Source organism: Archangium gephyra, assembly GCF_042230915.1.
Taxonomy (GTDB): Bacteria; Myxococcota; Myxococcia; order Myxococcales; family Myxococcaceae; genus Archangium; species Archangium gephyra_B.
Map to the genome: position 1 here is coordinate 5,480,816 of NZ_CP102578.1, position 25,963 is coordinate 5,506,778.

The 25,963-nt window shown below is 69.0% G+C and carries 22 protein-coding genes; 8 read left to right on the forward strand and 14 right to left on the reverse strand.

What is annotated here, in order from left to right; translation table 11 throughout:
* Positions 1 to 8: 8 nt before the first annotated feature.
* From NR798_RS21495 to NR798_RS21525, 7 genes are all read right to left on the reverse strand, one after another.
* Positions 9 to 1,742 (reverse strand): hypothetical protein, encoded by a 1,734-nt coding sequence (locus tag NR798_RS21495; protein WP_375773358.1) that lies wholly within the window; start codon positions 1,740 to 1,742, stop codon positions 9 to 11.
* A 68-nt stretch (positions 1,743 to 1,810) separates the two neighbouring features.
* The gene (locus NR798_RS21500; protein ID WP_375773359.1) at positions 1,811 to 2,512 is read right to left on the reverse strand and encodes a YebC/PmpR family DNA-binding transcriptional regulator; all 702 of its coding nucleotides are present in this window, start codon (positions 2,510 to 2,512) and stop codon (positions 1,811 to 1,813) included.
* Positions 2,513 to 2,613: 101 nt separating this feature from the next.
* Positions 2,614 to 3,117 carry a type IV pilin protein gene (locus NR798_RS21505; RefSeq protein WP_375773360.1) on the reverse strand — a complete coding sequence of 168 codons (504 nt, stop codon included), beginning with the start codon at positions 3,115 to 3,117 and terminating at the stop codon, positions 2,614 to 2,616.
* 44 nt (positions 3,118 to 3,161) lie between these two features.
* Positions 3,162 to 4,040: a hypothetical protein gene (locus tag NR798_RS21510; RefSeq protein ID WP_375773361.1), complete on the reverse strand. Its 879-nt coding sequence runs from the start codon at positions 4,038 to 4,040 to the stop codon at positions 3,162 to 3,164.
* 231 nt (positions 4,041 to 4,271) lie between these two features.
* Positions 4,272 to 6,434, reverse strand: a complete 2,163-nt coding sequence (gene ppk1 / locus NR798_RS21515) for a polyphosphate kinase 1 (protein WP_375773362.1) — start codon at positions 6,432 to 6,434, stop codon at positions 4,272 to 4,274.
* 77 nt (positions 6,435 to 6,511) lie between these two features.
* Positions 6,512 to 6,679 (reverse strand): hypothetical protein, encoded by a 168-nt coding sequence (locus NR798_RS21520; protein ID WP_375773363.1) that lies wholly within the window; start codon positions 6,677 to 6,679, stop codon positions 6,512 to 6,514.
* A 119-nt stretch (positions 6,680 to 6,798) separates the two neighbouring features.
* Positions 6,799 to 7,353: a hypothetical protein gene (locus NR798_RS21525; RefSeq protein ID WP_375773364.1), complete on the reverse strand. Its 555-nt coding sequence runs from the start codon at positions 7,351 to 7,353 to the stop codon at positions 6,799 to 6,801.
* 269 nt (positions 7,354 to 7,622) lie between these two features.
* Between NR798_RS21525 and NR798_RS21530 the strand changes: the two genes are divergently transcribed.
* Positions 7,623 to 10,043 carry an ABC transporter permease gene (locus tag NR798_RS21530; protein WP_375773365.1) on the forward strand — a complete coding sequence of 807 codons (2,421 nt, stop codon included), beginning with the start codon at positions 7,623 to 7,625 and terminating at the stop codon, positions 10,041 to 10,043.
* Between the two features lie 10 nt (positions 10,044 to 10,053).
* On the opposite strand, the gene NR798_RS21535 is transcribed toward NR798_RS21530, so the two are convergent.
* From NR798_RS21535 to NR798_RS21545, 3 genes are read right to left on the reverse strand one after another with little or no spacing between them, the layout of a single operon-like run.
* Positions 10,054 to 10,731, reverse strand: coding sequence for a TVP38/TMEM64 family protein (locus tag NR798_RS21535; protein ID WP_375773366.1), 678 nt, complete (start codon positions 10,729 to 10,731; stop codon positions 10,054 to 10,056).
* Entirely contained in the window at positions 10,728 to 11,300 is a 573-nt protein-coding gene (locus NR798_RS21540; protein ID WP_375773367.1) for a GNAT family N-acetyltransferase, read from the reverse strand. The genes NR798_RS21535 and NR798_RS21540 overlap by 4 nt, the downstream gene beginning before the upstream one ends.
* 13 nt (positions 11,301 to 11,313) lie before the next feature.
* Positions 11,314 to 12,699, reverse strand: coding sequence for a cytochrome P450 (locus tag NR798_RS21545; protein WP_375773368.1), 1,386 nt, complete (start codon positions 12,697 to 12,699; stop codon positions 11,314 to 11,316).
* Between the two features lie 102 nt (positions 12,700 to 12,801).
* On the opposite strand from NR798_RS21545, the gene NR798_RS21550 reads away from it, so the two are divergent.
* Both NR798_RS21550 and NR798_RS21555 read left to right on the forward strand, forming a co-directional pair.
* Complete coding sequence (locus NR798_RS21550) at positions 12,802 to 13,392, forward strand: hypothetical protein (RefSeq protein WP_375773369.1); 591 nt, start codon at positions 12,802 to 12,804, stop codon at positions 13,390 to 13,392.
* A 590-nt stretch (positions 13,393 to 13,982) separates the two neighbouring features.
* Positions 13,983 to 14,942: a PLAT/LH2 domain-containing protein gene (locus NR798_RS21555; RefSeq protein WP_375773370.1), complete on the forward strand. Its 960-nt coding sequence runs from the start codon at positions 13,983 to 13,985 to the stop codon at positions 14,940 to 14,942.
* 14 nt (positions 14,943 to 14,956) lie between these two features.
* Here NR798_RS21555 and NR798_RS21560 read toward each other — a convergent pair whose 3' ends face one another.
* Positions 14,957 to 15,940, reverse strand: a complete 984-nt coding sequence (locus NR798_RS21560) for a tRNA dihydrouridine synthase (protein WP_375773371.1) — start codon at positions 15,938 to 15,940, stop codon at positions 14,957 to 14,959.
* 32 nt (positions 15,941 to 15,972) lie between these two features.
* Entirely contained in the window at positions 15,973 to 16,395 is a 423-nt protein-coding gene (locus NR798_RS21565; protein ID WP_375773372.1) for a hypothetical protein, read from the reverse strand.
* A 290-nt stretch (positions 16,396 to 16,685) separates the two neighbouring features.
* Here NR798_RS21565 and NR798_RS21570 point away from each other — a divergent pair, with 290 nt between their 5' ends.
* Together NR798_RS21570 and NR798_RS21575 are read left to right on the forward strand one after the other, a co-directional pair.
* Positions 16,686 to 17,903 carry a hypothetical protein gene (locus NR798_RS21570; protein ID WP_375773373.1) on the forward strand — a complete coding sequence of 406 codons (1,218 nt, stop codon included), beginning with the start codon at positions 16,686 to 16,688 and terminating at the stop codon, positions 17,901 to 17,903.
* A gap of 11 nt (positions 17,904 to 17,914) precedes the next feature.
* Positions 17,915 to 18,940 carry a hypothetical protein gene (locus NR798_RS21575; protein ID WP_375773374.1) on the forward strand — a complete coding sequence of 342 codons (1,026 nt, stop codon included), beginning with the start codon at positions 17,915 to 17,917 and terminating at the stop codon, positions 18,938 to 18,940.
* 409 nt (positions 18,941 to 19,349) lie between these two features.
* Here the strand turns inward: NR798_RS21575 and NR798_RS21580 are convergent, their stop codons facing one another.
* Positions 19,350 to 20,072 carry a hypothetical protein gene (locus tag NR798_RS21580; RefSeq protein WP_375773375.1) on the reverse strand — a complete coding sequence of 241 codons (723 nt, stop codon included), beginning with the start codon at positions 20,070 to 20,072 and terminating at the stop codon, positions 19,350 to 19,352.
* A 245-nt stretch (positions 20,073 to 20,317) separates the two neighbouring features.
* Positions 20,318 to 21,844: a histidine ammonia-lyase gene (gene hutH / locus NR798_RS21585; RefSeq protein ID WP_375773376.1), complete on the reverse strand. Its 1,527-nt coding sequence runs from the start codon at positions 21,842 to 21,844 to the stop codon at positions 20,318 to 20,320.
* Positions 21,845 to 22,000: 156 nt separating this feature from the next.
* On the opposite strand from hutH, the gene NR798_RS21590 reads away from it, so the two are divergent.
* From NR798_RS21590 to NR798_RS21600, 3 genes are read left to right on the forward strand one after another with little or no spacing between them, the layout of a single operon-like run.
* Positions 22,001 to 23,230, forward strand: a complete 1,230-nt coding sequence (locus NR798_RS21590; RefSeq protein WP_375773377.1) for an aspartate kinase — start codon at positions 22,001 to 22,003, stop codon at positions 23,228 to 23,230.
* A gap of 3 nt (positions 23,231 to 23,233) precedes the next feature.
* A complete protein-coding gene (locus NR798_RS21595) occupies positions 23,234 to 23,617 on the forward strand; it encodes a ComEA family DNA-binding protein (protein WP_375773378.1) in 384 nt (127 codons plus the stop codon).
* Positions 23,618 to 23,653: 36 nt separating this feature from the next.
* Positions 23,654 to 25,885, forward strand: coding sequence for a zinc-ribbon domain-containing protein (locus NR798_RS21600; protein ID WP_375773379.1), 2,232 nt, complete (start codon positions 23,654 to 23,656; stop codon positions 25,883 to 25,885).
* The last annotated feature ends 78 nt before the right edge of the window (positions 25,886 to 25,963 follow it).

Sequence of the window (25,963 nt, forward strand, 5' to 3'; positions counted from 1 at the left end):
GCCCGCGCTCAGGGCGTGACGTGGTGGATCCAGATGTTCCGCGTCGCGATGTGGGGCTGCATCAGCATGTCCGCGATGCGCTGCCCCGGAGGCACGGGCCGGTTGAACGGGTAGCCCGGCTCGCGCATGTCCTCTGGTTCCTCCCCCGTAGGCTCTTGCGCCCAGGGGGTGATCATCACCATGAAGCGGAAGAGCATGCCCTCGGGCCGGCCGCGCGGCAGCAGCAGGTTCGCCGGCCACCCGCGCTCGTGCACCACGGACGCGAGGCTCGCTGGCCGGAAGATGACCGCCTGCTCCGAGGGCCGCAGCGTGTGCTCGAACCGGTCCATCTCCATCCACATCCGCCGGTCCTCGGCGTACGCATCCGCCGCCAGGTAGATGCGCACCGTCACCTTCTGCTCGTGCGGCAGCAGGTTCTCCACCCGGAAGAAGTAGTGGAAGGGCTCGTAAGCCAGGCGCAGCGGGTGCTGCGCCATGAAGGTGTTCAGCGCGTGCGTGCTCGCGCGGAAGGAGGGGGGAGGGCTGGTCCAGTAGTCGCCTCCGAAGGTGGCTTCACCCCAGCGCTGCCCGTCGAAGTCCGGTGACGTCCCCCCGGGGATGTCCTTGATGAAGCACAGCAGGATGTCCGGGCTCTGGTGGGCCGGATAGATGCCCTCGCCGAGCCACTTGCGCACCAGCACCTGGGGCCCGTTGGCCAGCTCGGACGGCGGCAGGTGCGTGCTCTGCCAGGCGTCGAGGATGTCGTCCGCGTGGCGCTGCCAGCGGTAGAAGAGCGGATCCCTCGCCGCGGTGGCCGGGGACGTCAGGACTCCCGGCAGGCCCGTCTCGTTCCGCGGCGCCGTCAGACAGCCGAACAGCACGTGGCCCAGGTGGTAGTGCGAGCCGTAGGGGCCGAGCGGATCCACCCAGGCCTCGCCATCCACGGAGCCCGGGTTGGACTCGGCCGTGTCGGCCAGCTGCGCCAGGCGCTCGATGACGACGGGCGTCTCCCCCCGCCACAGCAGCCCCGAGGAGGCCGCGGTGAAGAGGCGGTCGCGGCGCATGGCCTGGTCGGTGACGCCGTAGCCGGGCAGCCCCCTCGGGCTCAGGCCGGGCGGCCGGGGGGCGAACCCGGGCAGCCCCGCGTCATAGCCCTCGTTGATGGGTGACGCGTAGTCCCCCAGCGGCACCGTGCGCGGCATGCCGAACGACAGCCGCTCCGTGTCGTAGCGGGCCATCAGCTGCTGGCGCACGTGCGCGAAGTACACGCCCCGTCCCTCCGGCAGGAGGCGGTGCCCGGGCCGCGTGGGATCCGGCAGGCCCGCCGCCGGGTACAGCACGGGCCACGCCTCCACGTGCTCGTTGAGCCCGGTGTCCTCGCGGAAGTAGTCCAGCCAGCTCTCCGCGCCGGGCGTGCCGGGGTTTCCCTTCCGGGGAAGCTCGGGGCGCCCCGAGGGCACCACCAGGTGGGGCGCTCGCTCCCGCAGCGGAGGCACGCTCAGCCGGCGGCCCTCGGGGTGGTGGGTGATGAAGACACGCAGCGCGTACTTCGCCCACTCGGGGTCTCCAGCCCCCGCCTGCCGCTCGGCCTCGTCCAGCACCGCCCCCAGCCCCTCGTCTCCGGGCCGCGCGTTGGCCAGCTCCATGAAGCGGGCCGCCAGCGACAGCGCGAGCTGGAGGTGCGAGGGCAGGGCGGGGAGGAACCGATGGAGGGGGGAGGGAGGCCCGAACAGCTCGGGCTCCCCCCGGGCCGTCCTCGGCATGGGGGCGGGCGGGGACTCCCGGCACAGCAGCGCCCGCGCCCGCTCTCTCGGCTCCACGGGCGCGGGGCTCACTTGAGGCCGACGTAGATGTTCTGGACGTCGTCGTCCTCGTCCATGGCCTCCAGGAAGGCCTCCACCTCGGCGCGCGCCTCGCCCTCGAGCGCCACCGGATTCTTCGCCACCCAGGCCAGGTTCTGCGCGCTCACCGTCCAGCCCATGCCCGTCAGGGCGCGGCTCACGGTGTCGAGATCCGCCGGTGCGGTGAGGAAGCGCGTGGCGCCTTCCTCGGCGGCCTCGAGCTCCTGCGCACCCGCCTCGATCGCCGCGGTCTCGGCATCCGCGCCGGCTTCAGGCGGCGTGGCCTCGATGATGCCCAGGCGGTTGAAGTCCCAGGACACCGCGCCGCTGGTGGCGATCTGCCCCTTGCGGAAGAGCAGCCGGATGTTGGCGGCGGTGCGGGTCTTGTTCTCGGTGAGGCACTCGACGATCACCGGCACCTGGTGCGGGGCGAAGCCCTCGTACGTCACCGTCTCGTAGTTCACCGGCTCGTCGAGCAGGCCCGCCCCCTTCTTGATGGCGCGCTCCAGCGTGTCGCGCGGCATCGAGGCCTTCTTCGCCGCGTCCATCGCCATGCGCAGGCGGGGATTGCTGCCCGGATCCGGACCGCCGGCCTTGGAGGCGACGATGAGTTCCTTGACCAGCTTGGTGAAGAGCCGGCCCTTCGCGGCCGCATGCTCGGTGCGGCCCTTGTGTTTCCATTGAGCGCCCATGGGATGCGCTCCTACCTCATTCCGGGGCCGCGTTCACCAACTCAGGCGGCCAGACAGGCCCTCGGGTGGACAATCGGCGGTCCGAGGGCCTGGAGCGGCGCTCAGAAACGATCGCCGTACTCGGTCTCGGTCAGCTTCTGCCAGCTGCCGTTCTGCAGCTTGTAGACGAAGGCCTTGTAGCTCACCTTCAGGTCGCCATTCAGGTCCCCCTGGGCGGTGATGGTCACCTCGTCGGGCGCCGTGCGGCGGACCTCATAGCGGTAGTAGAGCATGCCGTCGGGCGCCCAACCCAGGTCCTCCCAGTGCCCCGTCGCCATGATGAAACGCTCCTTGGCGCCATTGGGAACAGCCGGCGGGTTCCACGGCAGGTCCGGGTCCGTGCCTCCCGGGAACTGCCCACCGTGCGCGGCCACGTACTCGTTCAGCACGCGCATGATGGAGTTCATCATCATCTCCCGCTCGGCCTGCTTGGAGCGCAGCATGATGTTCTGGAACTCCGGCAGGGCCACCGTGGACAGCAGGCCCACGATGCAGACGACGATCATCAGCTCGATGAGCGTGAAGCCCCGCCGAGCGTGGCCAGGGTGAAGCTTTCGGTTCGCCATGACATGCCTCCTTCGAGGCGACAGCAGAGAGAGGAACGTGCGGTTCACGGAGTGGTGTTGCCCGCGGTGGCTGGAGCCTTCGGGGCGGGAACGAGAAGGTAGCTGCCCGGGCCCTGGGGCTTCATCTGCATGCCTCGGGCCTCCTGCTGCTTGAGCCACGCCTGCTGCTCCGGCGTGAGGGGGCCCAGGCGCGTCGAGCGCATCAGCAGCGAGCCATCCGACGCGTTGGTCATGATGACGGTGTCGGGAGGCGCGCCCGCGTAGGTGTAGGCGGGGGGCAGCGGCTGGGGAGCCTGGCTCATGTTGACGCCGTGGTAGGCGCCCGCCAGGGCCACCGCCACGCCCAGCCCGATGAAGAGGGACTTGTTCGTCTTCTTCGGGGCCTTGGCCTGCTCGGGCTCGGCCGGCTGGAACGTCACCTTGCCGGCGGCGGCGGGCTTCTTCGGCGCCGCATGCGCGTGGACGGCCGCCGCGGCGGCCTGCTGGCCCGACGAGGCCGCCTTCACGTTGCTGGAGAAGTCCACGGCCTCCTGGGTCAGCGTCTCCCAGGTGCGATCAATGGCCAGCCCCATGTCCGGAGAGGCGGGAGTCGCCGCGCGCAGCGCCTCCAGCGTCTGGTCCACCTCGGAGAGCAGCGCCTCGAGCGCCACCCGATCCACCCGTCCTCCGGCGGTCAGGAGCAGATCCTGCGCCGCGGCCAGGCGCCAGCGCACCGCGACGGCGTTGCGCAGCGAGTCGGCGAGGCCCTCGTCCATGAGCGCCTCGCGCTCGGGCAGGGTGAGCTTGTCCTGCAGCCTGCGGGCGTTGGGCAGGGACATCGCAATCGTCCGTCTGCCGCACAGCAACTCCAGGGCCTGCGCCTGAGAGGGCACGTTGCCGGGCCAGGTCGCGGGCTGCTCCAATTTCTTGTGAGCCTGGGCCACGGCGTCGAGCAGGCTCTCTTCCGTAGTCGGGGTCAGGGGGTTCTGCGGATCGTTTGACATGGGCCCACGCGGGAAACGGGGCCTCCATCATCCGCTTGGGAGGGGCCTCAATTCAATCGTCTGTCCGCTACCCCCCCGGTGGACCCCTCCCGTCCTCCTCGGGAGATTCACCCCACTGCATGGTTGCAGGAGCAACAGAAGGGGAGTTTTCCGGAAAAACGGAAAGGCCCGTCAGGAGAGGGGCCGGCCGGTGGAGGCCTGCGCCATGCGCACCGCGCGCTCCATCAGCTCGCCCTGGGACCAGCGCTTCTCGCCTTCCAGCGAGCGGCGCTTCCACGAGCCGTCCGCGTCGAGCACCCAGGCATGGGTGTTGTCCGAGAGGCTCCGGTCGAGCAGATCCCTCACCTGGGCGAGCAGCTGCGGGTCCTCCACCGGGGTGAGGGCCTCCACGCGGTGGTCCAGGTTGCGGGGCATGAGGTCCGCCGAGCCGATGTAGCAGCGCGTTCCCCCGCCCCGCTCGAAGAGGTAGATGCGCGAGTGCTCGAGGAAGCGGCCGAGCGTGGAGACGACGCGGATGTTGTCCGAGACGCCGGGGACGTTGGGCCGCAGGCAGCAGATGCCGCGCACGTTGAGGTCCACCTTCACGCCGGCGCGCGAGGCGTCATAGAGGGCGCGGATCATCGCCGGGTCCACCAGCGCGTTCATCTTCATCACGATGCGGGCGGGGTGCTCGGCCGAGTGCTCGGCGATGGTGCGGCGGATGTGCTCCATCAGCCCCTCGCGCATGTTGATGGGGGCCACCAGCAGCTTGCGGAAGCTCTTGGGGCGGGCGAAGCCGGTGAGGAAGTTGAAGAGGTCCGCCACGTCCGCGCCGATCTCCGGGTCCGTGGTGAAGAGCCCCAGGTCCGTGTAGAGCCGGGCCGTCTTCGAGTTGTAGTTGCCGGTGCCCACGTGGACGTAGTGGCGCACCCGCTCGCCCTCGCGGCGGACGATGAGGATGGCCTTGGCGTGCGTCTTGAGGCCGGGGATGCCGTAGACGACGTGCACCCCCGCCTCCTCCAGCGCAAGCGCCCATTGGATGTTGGTGCGCTCGTCGAAGCGCGCCTTGAGCTCCACCATGCACACCGCCTGCTTGCCCCGCTCGGTGGCGCGGATGAGCGCGGGCACCAGCGGCGACTTGTCCGAGGTGCGGTAGACGGTCTGCTTGATGGCGAGCACGTCCGGATCCTCCACCGCCTCCGTGACGAAGCGCTCCACCGAGGTGGCGAAGGACTCGTAGGGGTGGTGGACGAGCAGATCCCCCCGCCGCATGGCCGAGAGCACCGTGCTCACCTCGCCGCTGTCACTCTCGGCCTTCAGGCGGGGCTGGGTGACGGGCGTCCAGGGCGGATCCCTCAGCTCGGCGAAGCCCGGCGTGGACACCACGGACATCAGGTCCGTGTAGTCCAGCAGCCCCTGCTCCTCGTAGAGCTGGCGGGGCTCCAGCGAGAGCGCCTCCATCAGGGGCTCGAGCATCTTGGGGCTCATGCCCGCCTGCACCTCCAGGCGGATGACGTCGCCGAAGCGGCGCTGGCGCAGCTCCGTCTGCACGGCCACCAGCAAGTCCTCCGCGTCCTCGGACACGGTGAAGTCCGCGTCCCGGGTGACGCGGAACAGACCCCGGTCCAGCACCTCCATGCCGGGGAACAGGGCGTCCAGGTGGTGGGCGATGATCTCCTCGAGCGGCACGAAGGTCGTGCCCCCCTTGAGCGGGACGAAGCGCGGCAGCAGCTCCTTGGGCACCTTCACCCGCGCCACGTTCTCCGTCTCCGTCACCGGATCCCTCAGCAGCACCGCCAGGCTCAGGGAGAGGTTGGAGATGTAGGGGAAGTGGCGGCCCAGGCCAATGGCCAGCGGGGTGAGTACGGGGAAGATCTGCTCGCGGAAGCGCTGCTGCAGCTGGGCGCGCGACTCGGCGTCGAGCTCCTTCATGGAGAGGATGCGCAGCCCCTTCTCGGCAAGGGCGGGGCGCAACTGGCGCTCGAAGCAGTCGCTGTGGCGCCGGGCCTGCTCGAGGATGCGATCGTGCATCTTGTCGAGTGTCTCGCCCGGGGTGGCGCCGTCCGGCACCAGCCGCGCCACGCGGTTGCGTACCTGCTCGTGCAGGCGCGCCACGCGGATCATGAAGAACTCATCCAGGTTGCGCGCGTAGATGGCGCAGAACTTCACGCGCTCCATCAACGGCACCGACACGTCCTCGGCCAGCTGGAGCACCCGGTTGTTGAAGGCCAGCCAGGACAGCTCCCGGTTGAAGAAGAGGCCGCTGTCCGGCACGTCCGTCCCGGGCGGGATGATGTCCCGCTCGACGGGCTTGGTGGAGCTGTTCCGGCTGCTGGAGGATGCGCGCTTGGGCATGTCCGCTCTCGGGGTTGCGGGCGAGCGGTGTATCAGGCCGGGGCCGTGGGGGTGGTGAAACCTTCGCGAACAGGGCCTCAGGCGTTGCCGCGAGAACCCCTGCGCTCACCCGACTTCGGGCCGCCCTTCTTCGAGTCCGTCCGGGTGATCTTCGGCACCTTGTTGCGTCCCTTGCGGGTACGGCCCGTCGCCTCGGATGCCTCCGCCTGCAGCTTCTTCGCCTTGGATTTACGAATTCCCGCCATGTAGGTCTCCTCCGTTTCCACGAAGGTGGGTACTGGACATGGCCCGGGCACTGGCGTGAAGGCGCCGGATGGCGGGGCGCACGTGGACGGGGCAGGCGTGCGAGCCCCACCCACTCCCACTACAGGGAGGCGGCGTACTCGTCCTGGCCGGTGAGGGCCCAGGTGCCCGAAGCGGTCCGCCGGGCGTTGGGCTTTACCCCCCGGGACTCCACCTCGTAGGTCTGCGCGTGGGCGCGCGCCTCCAGCCACCGCGCCAGGCACTCCGCATGGTCCGGGACGGACAGCACGCAGATGTCGAACCGGTTGCCGGCCTCGTCTTGCCGCACCACCGCCCAACCGTCCAGCGGCAGCGGCTCCAGCATGTCCGCCCGGAAGAGCACCCGATCGGTGGCGAGGCCCAGGTGCTCCAGGGCGTGCTCGACCTCCAGGTGCTTCATCCACAGCACGGCCTCTTGCGCCGTCTGCGACGCCTCGCGCGGCAGGTCGATGAGCACCTCGAGGCCACACTCCCCCTGGTACTCCCACCGGTAGCGGGGCCCCAGGCCGTCCCCCTCGTCGTCGATGGCGAGCGGAGGCCCCAGCCGCTGCTCGAGCTCTGCCCTCGAGACACTCAGCGTGCAGGCGCGGTGCTGCTTCCTCGAGAGGACCAGACGGTTTGCGGCGAGCGGCTTCATGGGGGTTCTCCTGTCGTGGAGGAGAAATGTGGTGCCGCTACCCTGAAGCGCCAAGCGGGCAGGCTCCCGATCGTTCAGTTCAGCAAACGCGCGCGCCCCGTTGTGTTCACCCGCCGGGCTCCCACCGGAAATGGGATGACATGTCCCACTTCTGGGAAGCGCGCGCGCGGGAGGCCCGGGACAGCGCCTCGGGAGAGGGGAGCAGGCGCACTGGCATCCTCCTTGCTCAGGCGTCCGGCGGATTCACCCCACCCTGGAGCCCCTCTTCCATGGACACCTTGAGCCAGGACTTCTGGCTTGCGCTGCGCAAGCTGCGCAAGAGCCCCGGTTTCACCCTGATCGCGGTGCTCACGCTCGCCCTCGGCATGGGCGCCAACAGCGCCATCTTCAGCGTGGTGGACGCGGTGCTGCTGCGGCCCCTGCCCATGCCGGAGGCGGAGCGGCTCGTGCACGTCTACTCCCTGTCGCGCAACAACAAGAAGGGGGACACCTCGGTGCTGGACTTCCGTGACATGCGCGAGAAGAGCCGCTCGTTCACGGAGCTCGCGGCGGCGGACTCGACGGATCTCAGCCTCACGGGGGCGGGAGCCGAGCCCGAGCGGCTCCAGGGCACCGTGGTATCGGCTGGGTTCTTCCAGGTGCTCGGCTCGTCCCCGCTGGTGGGCCGCACCTTCCTGCCGGGCGAGGACGAGCCGGGGCGCAGCCGTGTCGTGGTGCTGGGCCATGCGCTCTGGCAGCGGCGCTTCGGGGGAGACCCCGCGGTGCTCGGCAGGAGCGTGGAGGTGGACGGGGTGCCGTACACCGTGATTGGCGTGATGCGGCCGGGCTTCGACTTCCCCTCGCGCGCTCAGCTCTGGGTTCCGGTGACCTGGGAGGGAGATCTCATCGCCCCGTTCAACCGGGGGGCCCACTGGCTGAGCGTCTACGGCAGGCTGGCGCCGGGCATCACGGTGGAGCAGGCCCAGGCGGAGCTCGTGGCGTTGACCCGGGAGCTGGAGGCGCAGTACCCGCAGACCAACACCGGCTACAGCGCGGCCGTGGTCTCGTTGCAGAAGGATCTGGTGGGGGAGGTGGAGCCGGCGCTGTTGCTGCTGCTGGGCGCGGTGGGGCTGGTGCTGCTGATCGCCTGCGCCAACCTGTCCAACCTGCTGCTGGCCCGCGCGGTGAGCCGCGAGGGGGAGATCTCCGTGCGGCTGGCGCTCGGGGCCACTCCGGGCCGCATCGTGCGGCAGTTGCTGGTGGAGAGCTTCGTGCTGGCGCTGATCGGCGGGGCCGCGGGCCTGCTGGTGGCGAGCTGGGGCCTGGACGTGCTCGTCGCGCTCGGGCCCCGGGACATCCCCCGGCTGGAGCAGGTGGCCATCGACGGGAAGGTGCTCGCCTTCAGCGCGGGGCTGTCGCTTTTCACCGCGCTGCTCTTCGGGCTCTTCCCGGCGCTGCAGGCGGCCCGCGCCGAGCTGGGCCACTCCCTGCGCGAGGTGGGGCGCAGCAGCACCGGCGTACGCCACCGGGCGCGCAACGTGCTCGTCGTGTCCGAGACGGCGCTGGCCGTCGTGCTGCTCGTGGCCGCGGGGCTGCTGCTCAAGAGCTTCCTGCGTCTGCAGCAGGTGGATCCGGGCTTCCGCTCCGAGCACGTGCTCACCATGGACCTGTCGCTGCCCGAGCGGGAGGCGTACGCCTCTGGCGCGGCCAAGGTGAACTTCTATGACGCGCTCCTGGAGCGGGTGGGCTCGCTGCCGGGCGTCCAGGCCGCGGCGGCCACCTACCACCTGCCGCTGACGGGCCGGAACACGATCACCTCGATGCGGGACATGTCCCGGCCGGAGCCCACGCCCGAGCAGCGGCAGCACGCCCAGGTCCGCATCATCACCCCGGGCTTCTTCGAGGCGATGCGCATCCCCCTGAAGCGGGGCCGCCTCCTCACGCCCCAGGACGGCGAGCCGGGGCAGTGGAGCATCCTCATCAGCGAGGAGACCGCACGGCGCTACTGGCCGGGCGAGGACCCCCTGGGCCGCACCGTGCAGCTCGGGATGAACTTCGGCAACGGGGACATGGGCGGGCGGGTGGTGGGCGTGGTGGGGGATGTCCGTCACCAGGGAATGGCGAAGGAGCTCTTCCCCGAGGTGTACGTGCTCTACGCGCAGGCCAGTGCCAGCGACATGAGCCTGGTGGTGCGCACCGCGGGCGAGCCGCTCGCGCTGGCCCCCTCCGTGCGTGCCGAGGTGCGGGCGCTGGACAAGAACCTGCCGGTGGCCCATGTGCGCACGCTCGAGGCGATCCTCGGCGACGCGGTGGCCCAGCCCCGCTTCCTGATGGCGCTCGTGGGCACCTTCGCGGGCCTGGCGCTCGTGCTCGCCGCGATGGGCCTTTATGGCGTCGTGACCTTCGCCGTCTCCCAGCGCACGCGCGAGCTCGGCATCCGCATGGCCCTGGGCGCCGATGCGCGCTCCGTCCTGCGGCTGGTCATCGGCCAGTACCTCCAGCTCACCGCCGCGGGCGTGGGGCTGGGGCTCGTGCTGGCCTTCGTGGCCAGCCGGCTGCTGGCGAGCCTGCTCTACGGCGTCCAGGCCGCCGATCCGTGGGCCTACGGCAGCGTGACGGTGCTCCTGGTGGGCGTGGCGCTCGTCGCCAGCTTCCTGCCCGCGTACCGGGCCACCCGGATCGATCCCATCATCGCGCTCAAGCACGAGTAGGGTGTCGGTACTACGAGCGGGTCTGCGCCCCTCGCGCGTGCTCGCGCCGGGCCGTGGTGGACCGGACGAGCCATAGCGCCACCGCGGGGAGGAGCACCATGCCCGCGAAGAAGAGCAGGAAGGAGCCGGCGCTCGCGGCGGAGGCCCCCACCGCCGCGTAGGTGGCGGAGATGCCCAGGTTGGCGAGCAGCGACGCGGTCAGGAAGCCACGCCACCGCATGCGGCTGACGCCCGCGAACACCACGGAGGCCTCGGCCAGCACGGGCACCGCGCGCAGGGCGACGAGGAACCAGGGGCCATGGCGCTCGGCCATGAGGGCGAAGCGGGCCACCTCGGACTCGCCCACCATGCGCCGCAGGGCGGCACCTCCCGCCCGGGCGCCGAGCACATAACCCAGCACGCTCCCCACCGTCATTCCGGCCCAGCAGGTCACGGTGCCACGCCAGAAGCCGAGCAGTGCGCCAGCGGCGGTGGCGGCCAGGCTGGAGGGCACGGGCAGGGCGATGTCACCGGCCAGCAGTCCGCCCAGCACCAGCGCCACCTGCCAGTCCGGCCGGCGTGTCTCGAGGAAGCCGCGCGCGGCCAGCTCCAGGTCCACGCCCCAGAGGAAGAAGGGCACGAGCAGGACGAGCAGCAGCATGGCGCAGAAGCCCATCCACCCCACCGCGCGCCGGGTGCCCTGGTTCATGAAGACCCTCCCGGAGCGCGCCACTCTGGCCGCAGCAGCCCGTACAGCACCGCGTCCTGGAGCTCCCCATCGAGGAAGTAGCGCTGGCGCTGGTACCCCTCGCGCTGGAAGCCCAGGCCCTCGAGCACGTGGATGGAGCTCGTGTTGCGCGGATCCACGTCCGCCTCCAGCCGGTGCAGCTCGAGCGAGGTGAAGCCGAACTCCACCACCCGCTGCACCGCCTCCCGCCCGTAGCCCTGGCCCCAGTACGCGCGGTTCAACGCGTAGCCGAGGCTCGCGCGCCGGTGCTGCGTGCTCAGCTCCGCCAGCGTGCAGGTGCCGATGATCCGGTCGTCTTCGCGCCGGGCGTAGCCCCAGTTGAAGAGCGAGCGCTCGACGAAGTACTTGTGGATGTTGCGCAACAGCTTCTCCGCCTGGGCCCGCTCGGTGTACGCGGACCAGCTCCAGTAGCGAGTCACCTCGGGTTGGGAGAAGAGCTCGAAGAGCGCGGGGATGTCCGCCTCCGTCATCCAGCGCAGGCGCAGGCGGGGCGTCTCCAGGGTGGGCAGGGTCGAGGCACCGGTGAGCATGAGGGCTCCCAGCTTAGAGCGCGCGCGGCTTCACGTGCACCCACACCCCGTTCTTCGCGCGGATGCTGGTGCCGATGTGCAGCTGGGCCTCCCGTCCCGGGATGGCGGACACGTCGTAGCGCTGGGCGATGCGGGCGAGGATGAACTGCCCCTCCATCAGCGAGAACTCCTTGCCGATGCACAGCCGCTGGCCGGCGCCGAAGGGAAGCCACGCCTGCTTGTGCCGCCCCTCGGAGCGCTCCGGCGTGAAGCGGTCCGGATCGAAGCGCCGCGGCTCCTCCCAGACGGCCGGGTGGTGGTGGATGAGGTGCGTAAAGACCACCACCGTCTTGCCCGCCGGAATCTGGTAGCCGTCGAGCTCGTCCTCCACCGACGACGTGCGGGGAATCCAATACGAGGGCGGGTACAGCCGGAGCGACTCGTGCAACACGTTGCGGGCGTAGGTGAGCTGGCGCAGCTCGGCGAAACCGGGCACCCGCTGGCCCAACACCGTGTCCACCTCCGTGCGCAACCGCTGGAAGGACTCCGGGTGGCGCGTCATGAGATGGAAGGCCCAGGCCAGGCCCACCGCGGTGGTCTCGTACCCGGCGACGAAGAGCGACACCGCCTCGTCGCGCAGCTGCGCGTTGGTCATCTGCTCGCCGGACTCCGCGTCCACCGCGTGCAGCAGCAGGGAGAGCAGGTTGTCCTCCTCGGCGCTCCGCCGTCCCCGCTCGATGATGCGCAGGACGACCTCGTCGATGTACCGGATCGCCTCCCGGTAGCGGGCCCGGCCGGGGACGGGCAGCCACTCGGGCAGGGATTTCGTCACCATCCCCTGCATCATGTAGTCGATGATGTAGGCCAGCGACTGGCCCACCCGCTTCGCCTCGTCCGCCTCCAACCCGCTGCCGAACATCGCGCGGACCATCACGTTCATGGTCATCTGGGAGAAGGCCTCGGCGGCGTCGAAGGGCTCGCCCGTCCTGGCTGCCTGCTCCCAGCCCGGGAGGCTCTCGTCGATGGCCTCCAGCATCTTCTCCGTCAGCGCGACCAGCCGCTGATGGTGGAACGCGGGCTGGATCATCCGCCGCTGCCGCTTCCAGAACTCGCCCTCGCTCACCGGCAACCCGTTGCCCAGGAAGGTGCGCATCGACTCCCAGATGGCGCCTCCCTTGAAATACTTCCGCGCCTGGTCCACCAGCACGTGCTGCGCGTGCCGCGGGTGGCTCAGGATGATGGCGTCGGCGAAGCCCAGATCCAGGGTGTAGATGTCGCCATGGCGCTGGCGGGCCGCCTCCAGGAAGTCGAAGCGATCCTTCAGCAGCCCCGGCAGTGCGCCGACGAGCGGAACGCCCGAGACCTTGGGTGGCAATGCGAGTGCGGGCTGCTTCAATGCCGCGGATCCGTGACGGCTCATGGAATGTCCCCCCCGATGGGTGATGAGGCGCGCCAGCCTAGCGTGAAGCAGAGAAGAGAGGCGAACTCGTGAAAGACGGGGGGTGTGACACAATGAGGCCTCATGTCCCCCCAGCCCGCCATTCGCGGCTTCGTCTGCAGGATGCTCCTCGAAGGGGCCCGGGCCTTGCCCGCCGACAAGCAGCGCCAGGTGTTGCCGCGAGTCCCCGAGCAGACGCTCGCGCTCATCGAGTCCGCCCCGCGCATGGGGTGGGTGCCCATCGAGGAGAGCATGAAGCTGACCGAGCCCCTCCACTCCGCGTTGGGCACGCCCGGCTTCCGCCACTTCCTCGCCGAGCAGGCGGACCGCATGGCCTCCTACCCGTTGCTGCAGACCTTCTTCGACGGGGCGGTGCGGCTGCTCGGCCTGACGCCCCAGGCCCTGCTCAAGTGGTCCACCTACGCCTGGGAGCAGGCCTTCCGCGACTGCGGGCGGCTCGTGTACCAGCCCCACAAGGAGCGGGCCGAGGGGGGCAGGGTGGAGATGCGGTTGGAGGACGTCCCGCCCGTGTTGCTGCTCGAGGGGACCTTCGCGCAGGCACTCGCGGGGGCCTTCGAGATGTTCCTGCACCGCAGCCACCGCAAGGGGCGGGTGGAACTGCAAGAGATCGGGCCGCGCGCCACCCGCTTCGTGTACGACGTCTCCTGGGAGTAGCCGGGGCGGCACCGAGCAGGTTGAATCCGTGGCGGATGTGAGTCCTGCTCTATAGACAAAGAAAGTGAATCCATCAGGGGGACTTCTCCTCGGGTCGCGGAGCCTGGGCTCCAGCAGGCCCTCGAAGCCCTTCACTGGCCCTTCTCCCCTCGGTCGAGAGCGGCCTCTGCTCTCCGCGCTCCCTGCAACGGCCCAGGGCCTCCGTTAACTCCAAATTGGGAGGGGAGGTCTCATGCCGTGGAGCGACACCCGGAGCCGTGGATGGCGGGTCACACCGTCCGCCGGGCGTCCGCTCGACGGATGCGCCTGGCGCTCCCGGTACTTTCAATCAAGCAAGCCTTTGCACCGCGGCAGCGGTGCTCAGGCGGAAAGGACGCGTGAGAACCGTCATGCCTACACCTGGCCCAGAACAACTGGCACGGGAGCATGCTCCCATTCTGCATTTCCACCCGAACGAGGCAGGTCAGTGCTGCTTCCCCAGCGATGCGGAGCAGGCCTATCAGCTCATCAAGGGAGGGCGCTTTCATGAGCTCCGGCAACCAAAGAGTCTACAGCCGAGGACCCCCTGCTATTACCAGTACACACGTCCCGTGGTGAGCCGTCTGGGCGATCCCGTCATCCATCGGATCAAGTACTGGTTCTGGTACAACTTCAATGATTACCCCACGGGGCCGGATCCCCTGGGACATCACGAGGGGGACTGGGAGCATGTCGAGGTGATCGTCACGGGATTCCAGGCGTCCCAGGTCCTCGCCTACATCCTTTCGAACCACGACAAGCGAATCACGCTCTGGCCAGGGACTGTCACCAAGACCGGTACCCATCCTCATGTCTGGGTCGCCAATGGCTCTCATGCCTGCTACCCCTCGCCTGGCGCCCCCCTCTACAACTTCTCGAAGCTTGGCATGTCGTTCGCCGATGAGCTCGCGGATGGTGGAGCGCAGTGGGCGACCTGGGAGAACCTGAAGGACATGGATCAAACCACCTTCGCCCGGGAGAACTTCCTGGGCCGGTGGGGCAATCACACCTTCCGCACCACGCTGAGCGTGGGGGTCGGACCCTGGAAGAAGACCTGGGAATACGTCGGGGATCCTCCCGAGAGCCCCATTGGCAGACGGCTCGAGAACGAGATTCCGTTCTACAAGATCGAGGTCTTCACGGGCGCTCGGGACAAAGCGGGAACGGATGCCGATGTCTTCATCCAGCTCTTCGGTGACCGGGGCGTCAGCCCCCGCATCATGCTGGATGACTACCGGGACAACTTCGAGCGCGGCAGCCACGACGTGTTCTCGCCTGGGATTGGCAGCCGTTATGGCGTGCTCTACAGGGTGTTGATCGGGTTCGACACGAACAAGGGAGACAATCCGGGATGGTTCCTCGACAAGGTCCATGTCACGGACATGTACACGCATCAGCTGTATGTTTTTCCCTGCAATCAATGGCTCGCGAAGGATGAGGGGGATGGCAGGACCGTGAGGTACCTCGATCTCCAACGCGCTTCCGTGCCCTCGTGGGGGGGGCGTGCCGGCTCGTCAATAGTCTTCCCGTAAGAGTGACGGCCTGCTCAGGAGCGGGAGGGAATGCGCGCCTCGAGCGCGGCGATGCGCTCCAGCCAATCATCGAGCCGCTCGGAGTGATTGAGGTGCGCGCGCATCTCGGCGCCCCCCTCCACCTCGTGCAGGTAGCCGGCCAGATAGCGGCGCGTGTACGGCACGGCCCGGCCCGCCCCGCGCGCGTCCACGTTGGCGAGCAGGTGCTCGCGCAGCAGGCCCAGACGCTCGGCGGGGGTCGGAGGGGTAGGGGACTGGCCCGCGCGCAGCGCCTTCACCTCGCGGAACACCCAGGGGTGCGCGATGGCGCCCCGTCCCAGCATCGCGCCCGCGCAGCCCGTCTCCGCCAGCGCGCGCCCCACGTCCGCCGCGGTGCGGATGTCCCCATTGACGACGACGGGGATGCGCACCGCCTCCTGGGCCAGGGCCGCCCAGCGCCAGTCCGCCGAACCGGTGTAGCCCATCTTCGCGGTGCGGCAGTGCACGGTGAGGGCACGCACCCCCACGTCCTCCAACCGGCGGGCCAGCTCCACGATGGGCATCCGATCCTCGGGGCCCAGGCCGATGCGGGTCTTCACCGTCACCGGCAGCGACACCGCACGCACCACCTGTGAAGCCATGGCCACCATGGCCTCCGGATCGCGCAACCAGCCCGCGCCCGCGCCCCGCCGGGCGATGCTCGGCACCCAGCACCCGCAGTTGATGTCGATGAAGGCCGGTCCCGCCGCCTCGGCGATTCGAGCCGCCTCCACCAGCCGCTCCGGATCCGCGCCGTAGATTTGAATGGCGGTGGGCCTGTCGTCCTCGGCCAGCCGGAGCTTGCGCCCGGCCCGGGAGCAGCCCTGCAGGAGGTTGTCCACGTTGACGAACTCGGTGAAGCACACGTCCGCGCCCAACCGGCGGCAGATGCGCCGGAAGATGGCATCGCTCACGTCCTCCATGGGAGCGAGCGACACGGGGCGCGAGGCGAAGAGCTCAGAGAAGGCGTCGGACGGCATGCGGGGGGAACACTCCACGCCAGCTTAGCGGGTCAGACCTCCCAATACCGCACGGCGTACTCGAAGAGGACCCTGGCGAGCGCCTCCTCGAGCGAGTGGGTGTTGGCGCGCAGCGGCTCCCCCGCGAGCCGGGCCCCCGACACGAGGACCGTGTAGGGCCCGGAGTCACCCGGCGCGATCCGCTCGCCGTCCCACTTCACCAGCACGACGCCGCCTTCCTGGCGGATGCGCTCGAGCAGCGGCAGGACGGGGTCGATGCCTGACCAGTCCTCCGGGATGGCCGCCAGGCCGAGCCTCGGGAAGAGGGTGGAGATCACCCGCCGGTAGGCCTGGGCCCTCACGTCCGGACTGTTCCCCTCGGTCTGCCGGATGAAGTCCGCGTACATGTCCAGGTCGTCATGGAGTTGCCGGGCCGCCTTCGCCATCGGGGCCCAGACGGGGTGCCCGGCGGTCACGTGCTTGGCCTCGCCCAGGGGCAGACCGAAGACCTCGTGGATGGCCCGGATGCTGTGGACGATGGGCAGTCCCGCGTCATGGAGGAAGACGATCGACTCGTCCAGCGAGAGGCCGGCCCGTGCCCGCTCGCGCAGGGCCGCTACTAGCGTCGTGTAATGCGGCATGTTTCGAGCATAGTCGTGTCCGGTTCTCTCGCTCGAACTCTTTGATACCTTTCGGCGAAAGCCAACAGCACAAACCCATGCCCCTCCCTACAATGAATCGACTGTCTTTCGTTTGCAGTGTCGCCATGGCTCTGCTTCTGGGCTGCGTTCCTCCGAACCAGGAGAAGACGGTGCTCAGGGTTCCGCTCTATCCGTACATCCCCGATGCGGCTGGCGATAAATTCAACGCCATGGCCACACGGATCGAGACGGAGTTCGAGAGCGCGCACCCGGACATCGATCTCGTGCTCAATCCTTCCTGCTTCAAGGATGATTTCTATGAGCCGGAGCAGATCGCGCGCTCCCTGAAGGGGGAGGGGGAATGCAGCTACGATGTCATCGAGACGGATACGGCGATCCTGGGTGAGTTGGTCGCCGAGGGCGGGGTGCGTCCATGGCCGCAGCTGCCGAAGAACATTGACTGGCACCCGTCGGGGGTCGCTGCCTCCACCCATCCGGAGGAGAGTGTCCTCTACGGTGTCCCGCACTGGCTCTGTGGCCACTTCGTCATGTCGCGCGATGAGGCCGTGCGCCAGGCACGGACGACGAGCGCGTTGGTCCAGGCCCTGGAAGCCCGGCACACGGCCGTTCCCGATATGGCCGTGAACATGCTCGGGAGTTGGAACCTTCCCTCGCTCTATCTGGATGCCTGGGCAGACGCCAAGGGCCTGGAGGGTCTCCGGTCCGCCGTGACCACCTCGAGCTACGATCCCGAGGTGCTTCAGTCCCTGCGAGCCTTCGCCAGCACCTGCGACTCCTCTGGAAGCAATCCCTGTCTCGACGGGACGTATGACCTCGAGGAGAACGCCGACCTGCCCGCCAGGCTGTTCGCCGAGAACAAGGCCGATGCCACCGCCGGGTACTCCGAGCGTTTGCACGTCATCCTCAAGAATCTCCCGGCGGGAGAAAGCCCCTCCGCCATCAAGATCTCCTCCGCTCCGCTGGCGGAGGGGAGCCGCCCCATCCTGTTCACGGACTCCTACTTCCTGGGAGTGCGCTGCACCGGCGAATGTGAGAAGGCGGCGCTCGAGTTCGTGCGGTACATGAGCCAGTCGAGCACCTTCGAGTGGATCTTGATGAGTGAGGATGCCCCGGAGGCGGCGCGCGTGCCCCGCTACCTCCTGCCCGCCGCGCTCGACGTCTACGAGGCGCCCGCGGTGCGCGCCGATCCGTTCTATCCCACCCTGGCCGAGGAGACCCGGAACGGGGGGCCCTTCCCCAACTCGGGCTTGTACGGCATCCGTAAGCAGATGCGAGACGCCATCAAGGACGAGCTCAACCGGCCGATCACGGCCGCTCCGTAAGGGATTGCGTTATGGGATTCAATTTATTCGGCTACCTCCTCAAGGGCCCAGGCCCGGTTGTGCCTGCACTGGAAGCCGCTTCGGGAAGATCCGTCAGAGAAGAGAAGAAAGTACCCTTTGAAGAAGCCACGCTCAGCAAGCACGATCCCCATCACTTCGATGTCCTCCAGACTGAAAAAGGATTCCTGATCCTTTGTGATTTTGATGCTGTGAATGAAGGCATGGCAGCCCGGCTGTCCGAAGGCAGGGAAGCACTGACTTTCCGCATGAGCGAAACCAGCATGACGTTCATGTTCGAAAAGTACGGGGATGGGAAGCTGGTCTGGGAGGATGGAATCTCGCTCGAGGAAAAACCCACTCGCATGGGGAGTGTGCTCCCCATCGATGAAGACACAGATATTGTGTTTCATCTCTTTCCTGAGTTGACCAAGGAATTCACGGGTGTTGATTTTCACGGCGTCGATCTGTCCGAGCCGGTTACCCGATATCGCTTGGGTCCTGCTGTAGCGCGAAATCAGCCCGCGGGGAAACCAGCGGGGCCGGTGACACGGCAGGGTGATTTCCGACAGGAGGCTGAGGAACTTTATCTGTCTTTTTGGAACGAAACAGCGAAAGGCAAGAACGAGAAGCCGGGCCGCATCCGGCAAGAAGGCGCTCAAACCGTCTACAGTTTTGAAGCCTACTTGAGGGCGAAGGGTGTTGGCCAGGAGCAGATCCGGCGGTATTGCGAGTATGCGGTGTCCGATGAGTTCCGCGAGGTGATGAGCCAGAAGATGCAGGGCTTGCGGAGCGGTGGAAGAAAAGGTGTGGCCGTTTTCACCAGCATCCTTTGGTTGGGGTTGATGGTCATCTATTTCATCGTGGGCCTCGTTGTGTCCGCTTTTACGGGCACTTCCGTTTGGAGTCTTTCGTTTTGGGGGTGGGTGACTGCGGCAGCCGTCATGACCTGCGCGTTTCTGATGATTCGTGCCATTCAGCGCGGGAAGAAGAATCCGATGCTCATCCAGATTTTTGAGGATGAAGGGAAGCGGCTGTAGGGATTTGGGCATGCCGGCGGGACAGCAGCGTGGGGGCCGCGGAGAGCACGGCGGCCTCGGTGGGCCCGTTCCGTGGGTCCACGGATCTACGCCGCGGTGCAAACGCAGAAGGCCGTGGGAGCTGCTGGTGACGTCAATCTTCCAACGGTTCCGGGCGGTTACGAGGTAAGGGCGCGATTCTGCTGGGAGTTTCGCACCGCCCGGCGCGGTTTCGATTCCCGCCGCCTCCATCCCAAGAAGCCCAGCACTCGGGCGCAGGCGAAGACGTCCAACGCTTTCCGTCCGGCGCAGCAGCCCCGCGAGAGTCCATTCGCGGCGTGCGCTCCTTCTTCGCTTCCGCCTTCGCCGCTGCCTCAGACGCCAGGCTCGCCTCTTGTGGCTTCGGCTCTGCCCCCGCTTGGGGGAGCGATCACCATCTACGTGCAGGGCTTCTACGTGGTGCTCGGCTACCCGATGGGTGAGCCGCGTCGGTCGGAACGGGCACGTGCGGAGGCAAGGACTTCAGCTCCGGGACGGCGCCGGTGCCTGTCGCGGTGGCGCGCCACTGGGTGTGGTTGAAGTCCACGCTGACGACCCCAAAGAGGGGAATGTCGTCGGAGCGGACGACCACCGCCTTCTTCCCGTCGACGGTGAAGCTCTCCTCGCGGCCCGTGCCCTTCTGCTTGCCGAGCTGGAATGGAACCGCCTTCCGGGTCACCGCCGATGTTCCGCGAAGTTTCGGATCGGCTGTGCCGAGGTCGGCCGGAAACGGCAGCGAACCGGTCTCACCGAGCATATGGAGGGCGATCCGTTCGACGTTGAAGCCCACCTCGCGCGGCTTCAACCAGTACACCAGCAGGATGTCCGGCGATTGCCCATGCGTCTCCAGTTGGTACACGGGCCCCTTGTCGGTCTCGGTCTTCGCGACCAGCGCCGCGCGGACCTTCCCTCTCCACCCCTCGCTGGTGACCTCGAACTCCACGAAGCGTCCGACCTCGGTCTTCAGCGTCCCGAACAACAGCGGCAGCGGAAGCATGTCGCGCGGTTCGATTTTCCCGGACTCCGCCGCAGCGTCGAGGCCAAGGACAATACAGAGCAGCGCGAAGAGGCGAACCATGGGTAGAGGATCGGCCATCCGATGCACGTCGAGCAAGCTCGGCCTCTCCCTCAAAGCTCGCAGACGGCCTCGAGTCGCCGCAGTAGGCCCTGGCGGGGTCAGTCAAGGAGGAACCGCGGCGGCTCCGCCCGAGACAGAGTCTCCCTCAATCGCTCCCAGTCCCGGCTCGTCTCCGGAAGCAAATCGCGCAGCTGCGGACGGAGGCCCGGCGCGCGATCGAGCATGCTGTCCCTCTCGCACACGGTGCTCGGACGGGCCGCCGCCCCAAGCCTGTGCCGTGACTACGCCGTGGCGGCGCGCACGACGCGCAGCAGCTCACCGGAGTCGATGAGCTGGCAGACGGCCTCGATGTCGCGGTGGATCTCCCGGTCCTTCTCCATGGTGGGCACGCGGCTGCGCACCAGCTCGTGCGCGGCGCGAGGCCCGCGGCCCGCCTTCACCGGCAGCCGGAAGTCCAGCGCCTGGCTCGCCACGAGAATCTCAATGGCCAGACACGTGCGCGTGAAGTCCGCCACCTGCCGGCCCTTGAGCGCCGCCGTCATGCCCATGGACACGTGGTCCTCTCGGCCCGCCGAGGACGGAATCGAGTCCACCGAGGCCGGGTGGCACAGCACGCGCGACTCGGCCACCAGCGCCGCGCTCGTCACCTGGGCGATCATGAAGCCCGAGTTCAGGCCCGAGTTCTTCGCCAGGAACGGCGGCAGGTTGGACAGCGCCGGGTTCACCAACTGCTCCACCCGCCGCTCGCTGATGGAGGACAGTTGGGTGAGTGCCATCGCCGTCACGTCCATGGCCAGCGAGATGGGCTGTCCGTGGAAGTTGCCGCCCGAGACGATCCGGTTGCCCTCCACGAAGACGAGCGGGTTGTCCGTGGCGCTGTTCACCTCGACCTCCAGAATCCGCCGCGCGAAGGCGATCCCCTCGCGCGCCGCGCCGTGCACCTGCGGCATGCAGCGCAGCGAATACGGATCCTGCACCTTGCTGCAGTTGACGTGCGTCTCCACCAGATCGCTGCCCGCCAGCAGCTTCAGCAGGTGGGCGGCGCACTCCTTCTGACCCTCGTGCGGGCGCACCTCCTGGATCTCCGGGATGAAGGGCTTGTGGCTGCCCAGCAGGCCCTCGAGCGTCATGGAGCCGGCGATGTCCGCCACGGTGGCGAGCATCTCGGCGCGCAGTTGGAGCAGGGTGCCCACGGCGCACATGGCCTGGGTGCCATTGACGAGCGCCAGGCCCTCCTTGGCCTCCAGCACCACCGGCTGCAGCCCGGCGCGCTCCAGTGCCTGACGGGCCGGCATCCGCTGGCCCTGGTAGAAGGCCTCGCCCTCGCCAATGAAGACGAGCGCCAGGTGCGCCAGCGGCGCCAGGTCTCCCGAGGCGCCCACGCTGCCGCGCTCGGGCACCACCGGCACCACGTCCTTGTTCAGCATGTCCAGCGCCAGCTGCAGCGTCTCCAGGCGGATGCCCGAGAAGCCCTTGGCCAGCACGTTGCAGCGCAGCAGCAGCAGGGCGCGCGCCTCGGGCAGGGCCATGGGCGTGCCCACGCCGGCCGCGTGCGAGAGGATGAGGTTGCGCTGCAGCTCGCGCAGGTCCTTCTTGTCGATGCGCACCTCGGCCAGGGTGCCGAAGCCGGTGTTGATGCCGTAGGCGGGGGCGTCCCCGGCGGCCACGCGCTCCACCAGCTCGCGCGAGGCGCGGACGCAGGCCTCGGACTCGGGCGTGAGCTGCACGATCGCCTCGTTGCGGGCAACCTGCAGGATCTCCTCCAGCCGGAGGGTGTCACCATCGATGAGAAGGCGGGGGCGGTACATGTCGGGGCTCCAGGCAACGGGTGCGGCGGTACTGCCGAGGGGCGCACCCTATATCCCAACAGCTGGCCGTGTGCAGCCCGTCCGCTCAGGGAGCTTTTGACAGCGGGGGGGCCACCTCACTACCTTGACGCGCCGTTCCAGGAGGAACCAGCCAACGTGGCCTTGATCGTCCAGAAGTACGGCGGAACCTCGGTCGGCGATACCGATCGGATGAAGAACGTGGCGCGCCGCTGCATCGCGGCCCAGAAAGCGGGCAACGACGTGGTGGTCGTCGTCTCCGCGATGTCCGGAGAGACCAACCGCCTGTTGAAGCTCGTCGCCCAGATCACCGACCGGCCGAGCGAGCGCGAGCAGGACGTGGTGGTGGCGACCGGCGAGCAGGTCTCCATTGGCTTGGTGGCCATGGCCATCCAGGCGCAGGGGGGGCTGGCGACCAGCTTCCTCGGCCACCAGGTGCAGATCGTCACCGACAGCATCTTCTCCAAGGCCCGCATCAAACGCATCGACGCGGACAAGATCGTCGAGGCACTCAAACAGAAGCACATCGTGGTGGTGGCCGGCTTCCAGGGCCAGGACGAGCAGGGCAACGTCACCACCCTGGGGCGTGGCGGTTCGGACACCACGGCGGTGGCGCTGGCCGCGGCGCTCAAGGCGGATGCCTGTGAGATCTACACGGACGTGGACGGCGTCTACACGACCGACCCCAACGTGTGCCCCGCGGCGCGCAAGCTGGATCGCATCTCCTACGAGGAGATGCTCGACCTGGCCAGCGTGGGGGCCAAGGTCCTGCAGATCCGCTCGGTCGAGTTCGCGATGAAGTACAAGGTGCCGCTCTGGGTGAAGTCCTCCTTCACGGACGACCCGGGGACGCTGGTGTGTGAGGAGGACAAGTCGATGGAGAACGTGGTTGTCAGCGGCATCGCCTACGACAAGAACGAGGCGAAGCTCGCCATCAGCGGCGTGCCGGACGTGCCGGGTGTGGCCGCGAAGATCTTCGGCGCGCTCGATGCGCAGAACATCGTGGTGGACCTGATCGTCCAGACCGCCTCGAAGGACGGCAAGACGGACCTGTCCTTCACGGTGGGCAAGACGGACCTGGTCAAGGCCAAGGAGGTCGTCGAGCGGGTGACCAAGGACATCAACGCCGGCGGCGTGGAGACGGATGGCGACGTGGCCAAGGTCTCCATCGTGGGCGTGGGCATGCGCAACCACTCGGGCGTGGCGGCGAAGATGTTCCAGATCCTCGCCAGCGAGGGCATCAACATCCAGCTCATCTCCACCTCGGAGATCAAGGTGTCCTGCCTCATCCAGTCGAAGTACACGGAGCTGGCCGTCCGGGCGCTGCATACGGCGTTCGGGCTGGACAAGGCTCCCGCGGCGAGCTGAGCGGTGAACCGGACTGGCGCCCTCGCGGTGGCCGCGCTCGGGCTGTTGGGCCTGGGCGTGCTGGCACGCGGCCGCTGGCCGGACTCCACGCCCGCGCTGGACTGTGAGCCCGGCGCGGTGCGTGTGATGGAGGGTGTCGCGGTGTGCGGGGAGGGCGCCGTGCCCTCCGCCCCGCAGCGCCTGCTGCTGGGACAGCGGTTGGATCTCAACGCGGTGTCCGAGGCCGAGCTCGCGGGGGTCCCCGGAGTGGGGTCCTCGCTCGCCCGGCGCCTCATCCAGGCGCGCGAGGCCCGGGGCCGGTTCGTCTCCTGGGAGCAGGTGGCGGAGGTGCCCGGCGTGGGAGCAGCCCGGCTGGAGACCCTCCAGGCGACAACGGAGCTACGGTAGGCGCCAGCGCCCCAGGGCGTGTGGTAGAAACCGTGTGTGGAGATCGCCTGCCCCCAGTGCTCGATGCAGTACGCGCTCGACCCCCGGTTGCTGCCGCCCGGGGGTGTACCGGTGCAGTGCACCCGTTGCAGCCACGTCTTCATCGCCGCGCCTCCGGCGCAGGCGGCGCAGCCGGCTCCCCAGACCACGCAGGTGTTCGGGGCCGCCCCGAAGCGTCCGGCGACCCAGTCGAACCTGAACGCCACGCTGCTCTTCGGTGACGGGAAGCCCGAGACGCAGCCGTCCGCCTCGTCGACGCAGGCGTTTGGCGCGGTGCCCCAGGTGCCTCCCATGGCCCCGGCGGCCCCGGCGGCCAGGCCCGCGGCGACGCCACCGTCCGCCATGACGACGCAGGCGTTTGGCGCGGTGCCCCAGGTGCCTCCCATGGCCCCGGTGGCCCCGGTGTCCAAGCCCGCGGGGACGCCGCCGTCCGCCATGACGACGCAGGCGTTCGGCGTGGTGGTGCCCCAGGTGGCGCCCATGGCGAAGCCCGCGCCCGCGGCGAAGCCCGCCGCCGCCCCCGCTGCCGCGAAACCCGCACCCGCCGCGAAGCCCGCCGCCCCCGCTGCCGCGAAGCCCGCGCCCGCCGCCAAGCCGCCTCCCGCGGCGAAGCCTCCGGTGGGCACGGCTCCTCCCATTGCCACGGGGACGCAGGTGTTCGGCGCGGTCCGGCCTCCCTCCGCGACGACGACGCCGCCCTTCGGCTCCAATCCGCAGCTGCCTCCCGTGGCCAGGCCCGCGGCGGGTCCGGCGCCCACCGGGGCGACGCAGGTGTTCGGCGCGGTGCCGGAGCTGCCCCTGGGACAGCCTCCGGCGGGTCCGGCGCCCTCCGTGTCGGCGACCCAGTTGTTCGGCCCCGCGCCGGCCGCGCAGCCTCCGGGACTGCAGCCCCGGTCCCCGTCTCGGGAGACTCCCGCGGTTCCGGCGGCCCGCCGCGCGCCCGAGCCCGAGCCGATGGTGGCGGTCGCCGCGACGACGCCCATCGAGCTGCCCGAGGAGATCCTGGTCCAGCTGAACCGCCCGCTCGAGGAGCTGATCGCGGAGCAGCAGGCGGCTTCCGACAACAGGGCCTCCTCGGGGGCGCCGGGGCCGGGGCTGTCCAAGCCCCTGGAGCTGCCGACGGCGCTGATCGAGCAGGCCGCCGAGAACGCCAACAAGGCCGCGGAGCGCGGCAAGCGTCCCGATTCGGGGGGCAAGGGCCGCCTCCTGCTCATCGCGGGCGGCGTGCTCGTGCTCGCCCTGACGGCCTTCCTGACCTCGCCGGCTTGGCTCTCCAAGAGCCACGCCCTGACGCCCGAGGCGCGGGCCGCCCGGGACGAAGCGCTGGCACTGCTGCGGCGGGACGATGTCGCGTCGAAGGAAGAGGCCCTCTCCCGGCTGAAGAACCTGTCGGCCGCGAACCCGCAGAGCGTCGAGCTGTTGGGGGAGGTGGGCATCGTGCTCGCCATGCACCTGGACGACACCCAGGTCCGGGTGACCACGTTCCGGCAGAAGGTGGAGTGGCTGAAGACGGAGCTCGCCCGCCTCCGGGTGGCCCGGACGCCCGCCGACTGGCAGAGCCGCGTCAACACGATGGAGGAAGAGCTGGCCGCGCTGGAGCGGACCCTGACTCCGGTCGAGGAGCGCGGCGCGGTGCTCTCCAAGGAGACCGTGCAGGCGTTGAAGCAGCTGGCGTCGGCGCCCGAGAAGGAGGCGCCGGAGCTGGCCCTGGCGCGGCTGCGGGCCCGCGCCTTCATGACGGGCGTCATGGGCGGGGGCGATGCACCCAGCATGGCCGTGCAGCTGGCCCAGGCGGGGCTGCGCGATTGGAGCGCGCTGACGATGGCCGAGTTCGTGCTCAACTCCGCCACCCCCTTGGGCTCCCATGTCGACGGGGCCGTCAAGGCGCTGGGCGGCATGCTCGAGGCGGACAGCACCTTCCTGCGCGTCCACGTGCTGCAGGCGCGCATCGCCCTGATGCGCAAGGAGCCGGCCACCGCCCGGCCGCTGCTGGACACCGTCATCACCCTCAACCCCAAGCACGAACTGGCCCAGCAGCTCCATGTGCACGCCGAGGAGCTGGAGAAGCAGGCGGCCGAGCCCAAGACGACGCCGGCCCCCGAGCCCACCCCGGCCCCCGAGACCCCGCCCGAGCCCGCGCCCGGGTCCACTCCGGCTCCCGAGTCCACCGCGGCCCCTGGGCAGGAGACCCCGGCGGCGCCCCCGGCCGAGGCCAGCCCGGCGCCCTGACCCGGGTGTGCAATTCCTGCCCCCTGGGGTGGAAAAGAAGTTCCCACTCCCCGGCGTGATCCGGGTGCTTGCGATCCT

Excerpts from the sequence above, each read along its gene's own strand:
- NR798_RS21530 (WP_375773365.1), top strand. The coding sequence starts at position 7,623 with ATGGACACCTTGAGCCAGGACTTCTGGCTTGCGCTGCGCAAGCTGCGC.
- NR798_RS21500 (WP_375773359.1), bottom strand. The coding sequence starts at position 2,512 with ATGGGCGCTCAATGGAAACACAAGGGCCGCACCGAGCATGCGGCCGCG.
- NR798_RS21520 (WP_375773363.1), bottom strand. The coding sequence starts at position 6,679 with ATGGCGGGAATTCGTAAATCCAAGGCGAAGAAGCTGCAGGCGGAGGCA.
- NR798_RS21550 (WP_375773369.1), top strand. The coding sequence starts at position 12,802 with ATGTCCCCCCAGCCCGCCATTCGCGGCTTCGTCTGCAGGATGCTCCTC.
- NR798_RS21535 (WP_375773366.1), bottom strand. The coding sequence starts at position 10,731 with ATGAACCAGGGCACCCGGCGCGCGGTGGGGTGGATGGGCTTCTGCGCC.
- NR798_RS21575 (WP_375773374.1), top strand. The coding sequence starts at position 17,915 with ATGGGATTCAATTTATTCGGCTACCTCCTCAAGGGCCCAGGCCCGGTT.
- NR798_RS21560 (WP_375773371.1), bottom strand. The coding sequence starts at position 15,940 with ATGCCGTCCGACGCCTTCTCTGAGCTCTTCGCCTCGCGCCCCGTGTCG.
- NR798_RS21545 (WP_375773368.1), bottom strand. The coding sequence starts at position 12,699 with ATGAGCCGTCACGGATCCGCGGCATTGAAGCAGCCCGCACTCGCATTG.
- NR798_RS21495 (WP_375773358.1), bottom strand. The coding sequence starts at position 1,742 with ATGCCGAGGACGGCCCGGGGGGAGCCCGAGCTGTTCGGGCCTCCCTCC.
- ppk1 (WP_375773362.1), bottom strand. The coding sequence starts at position 6,434 with ATGCCCAAGCGCGCATCCTCCAGCAGCCGGAACAGCTCCACCAAGCCC.
- hutH (WP_375773376.1), bottom strand. The coding sequence starts at position 21,844 with ATGTACCGCCCCCGCCTTCTCATCGATGGTGACACCCTCCGGCTGGAG.
- NR798_RS21525 (WP_375773364.1), bottom strand. The coding sequence starts at position 7,353 with ATGAAGCCGCTCGCCGCAAACCGTCTGGTCCTCTCGAGGAAGCAGCAC.
- NR798_RS21540 (WP_375773367.1), bottom strand. The coding sequence starts at position 11,300 with ATGCTCACCGGTGCCTCGACCCTGCCCACCCTGGAGACGCCCCGCCTG.
- NR798_RS21505 (WP_375773360.1), bottom strand. The coding sequence starts at position 3,117 with ATGGCGAACCGAAAGCTTCACCCTGGCCACGCTCGGCGGGGCTTCACG.
- NR798_RS21570 (WP_375773373.1), top strand. The coding sequence starts at position 16,686 with ATGGCTCTGCTTCTGGGCTGCGTTCCTCCGAACCAGGAGAAGACGGTG.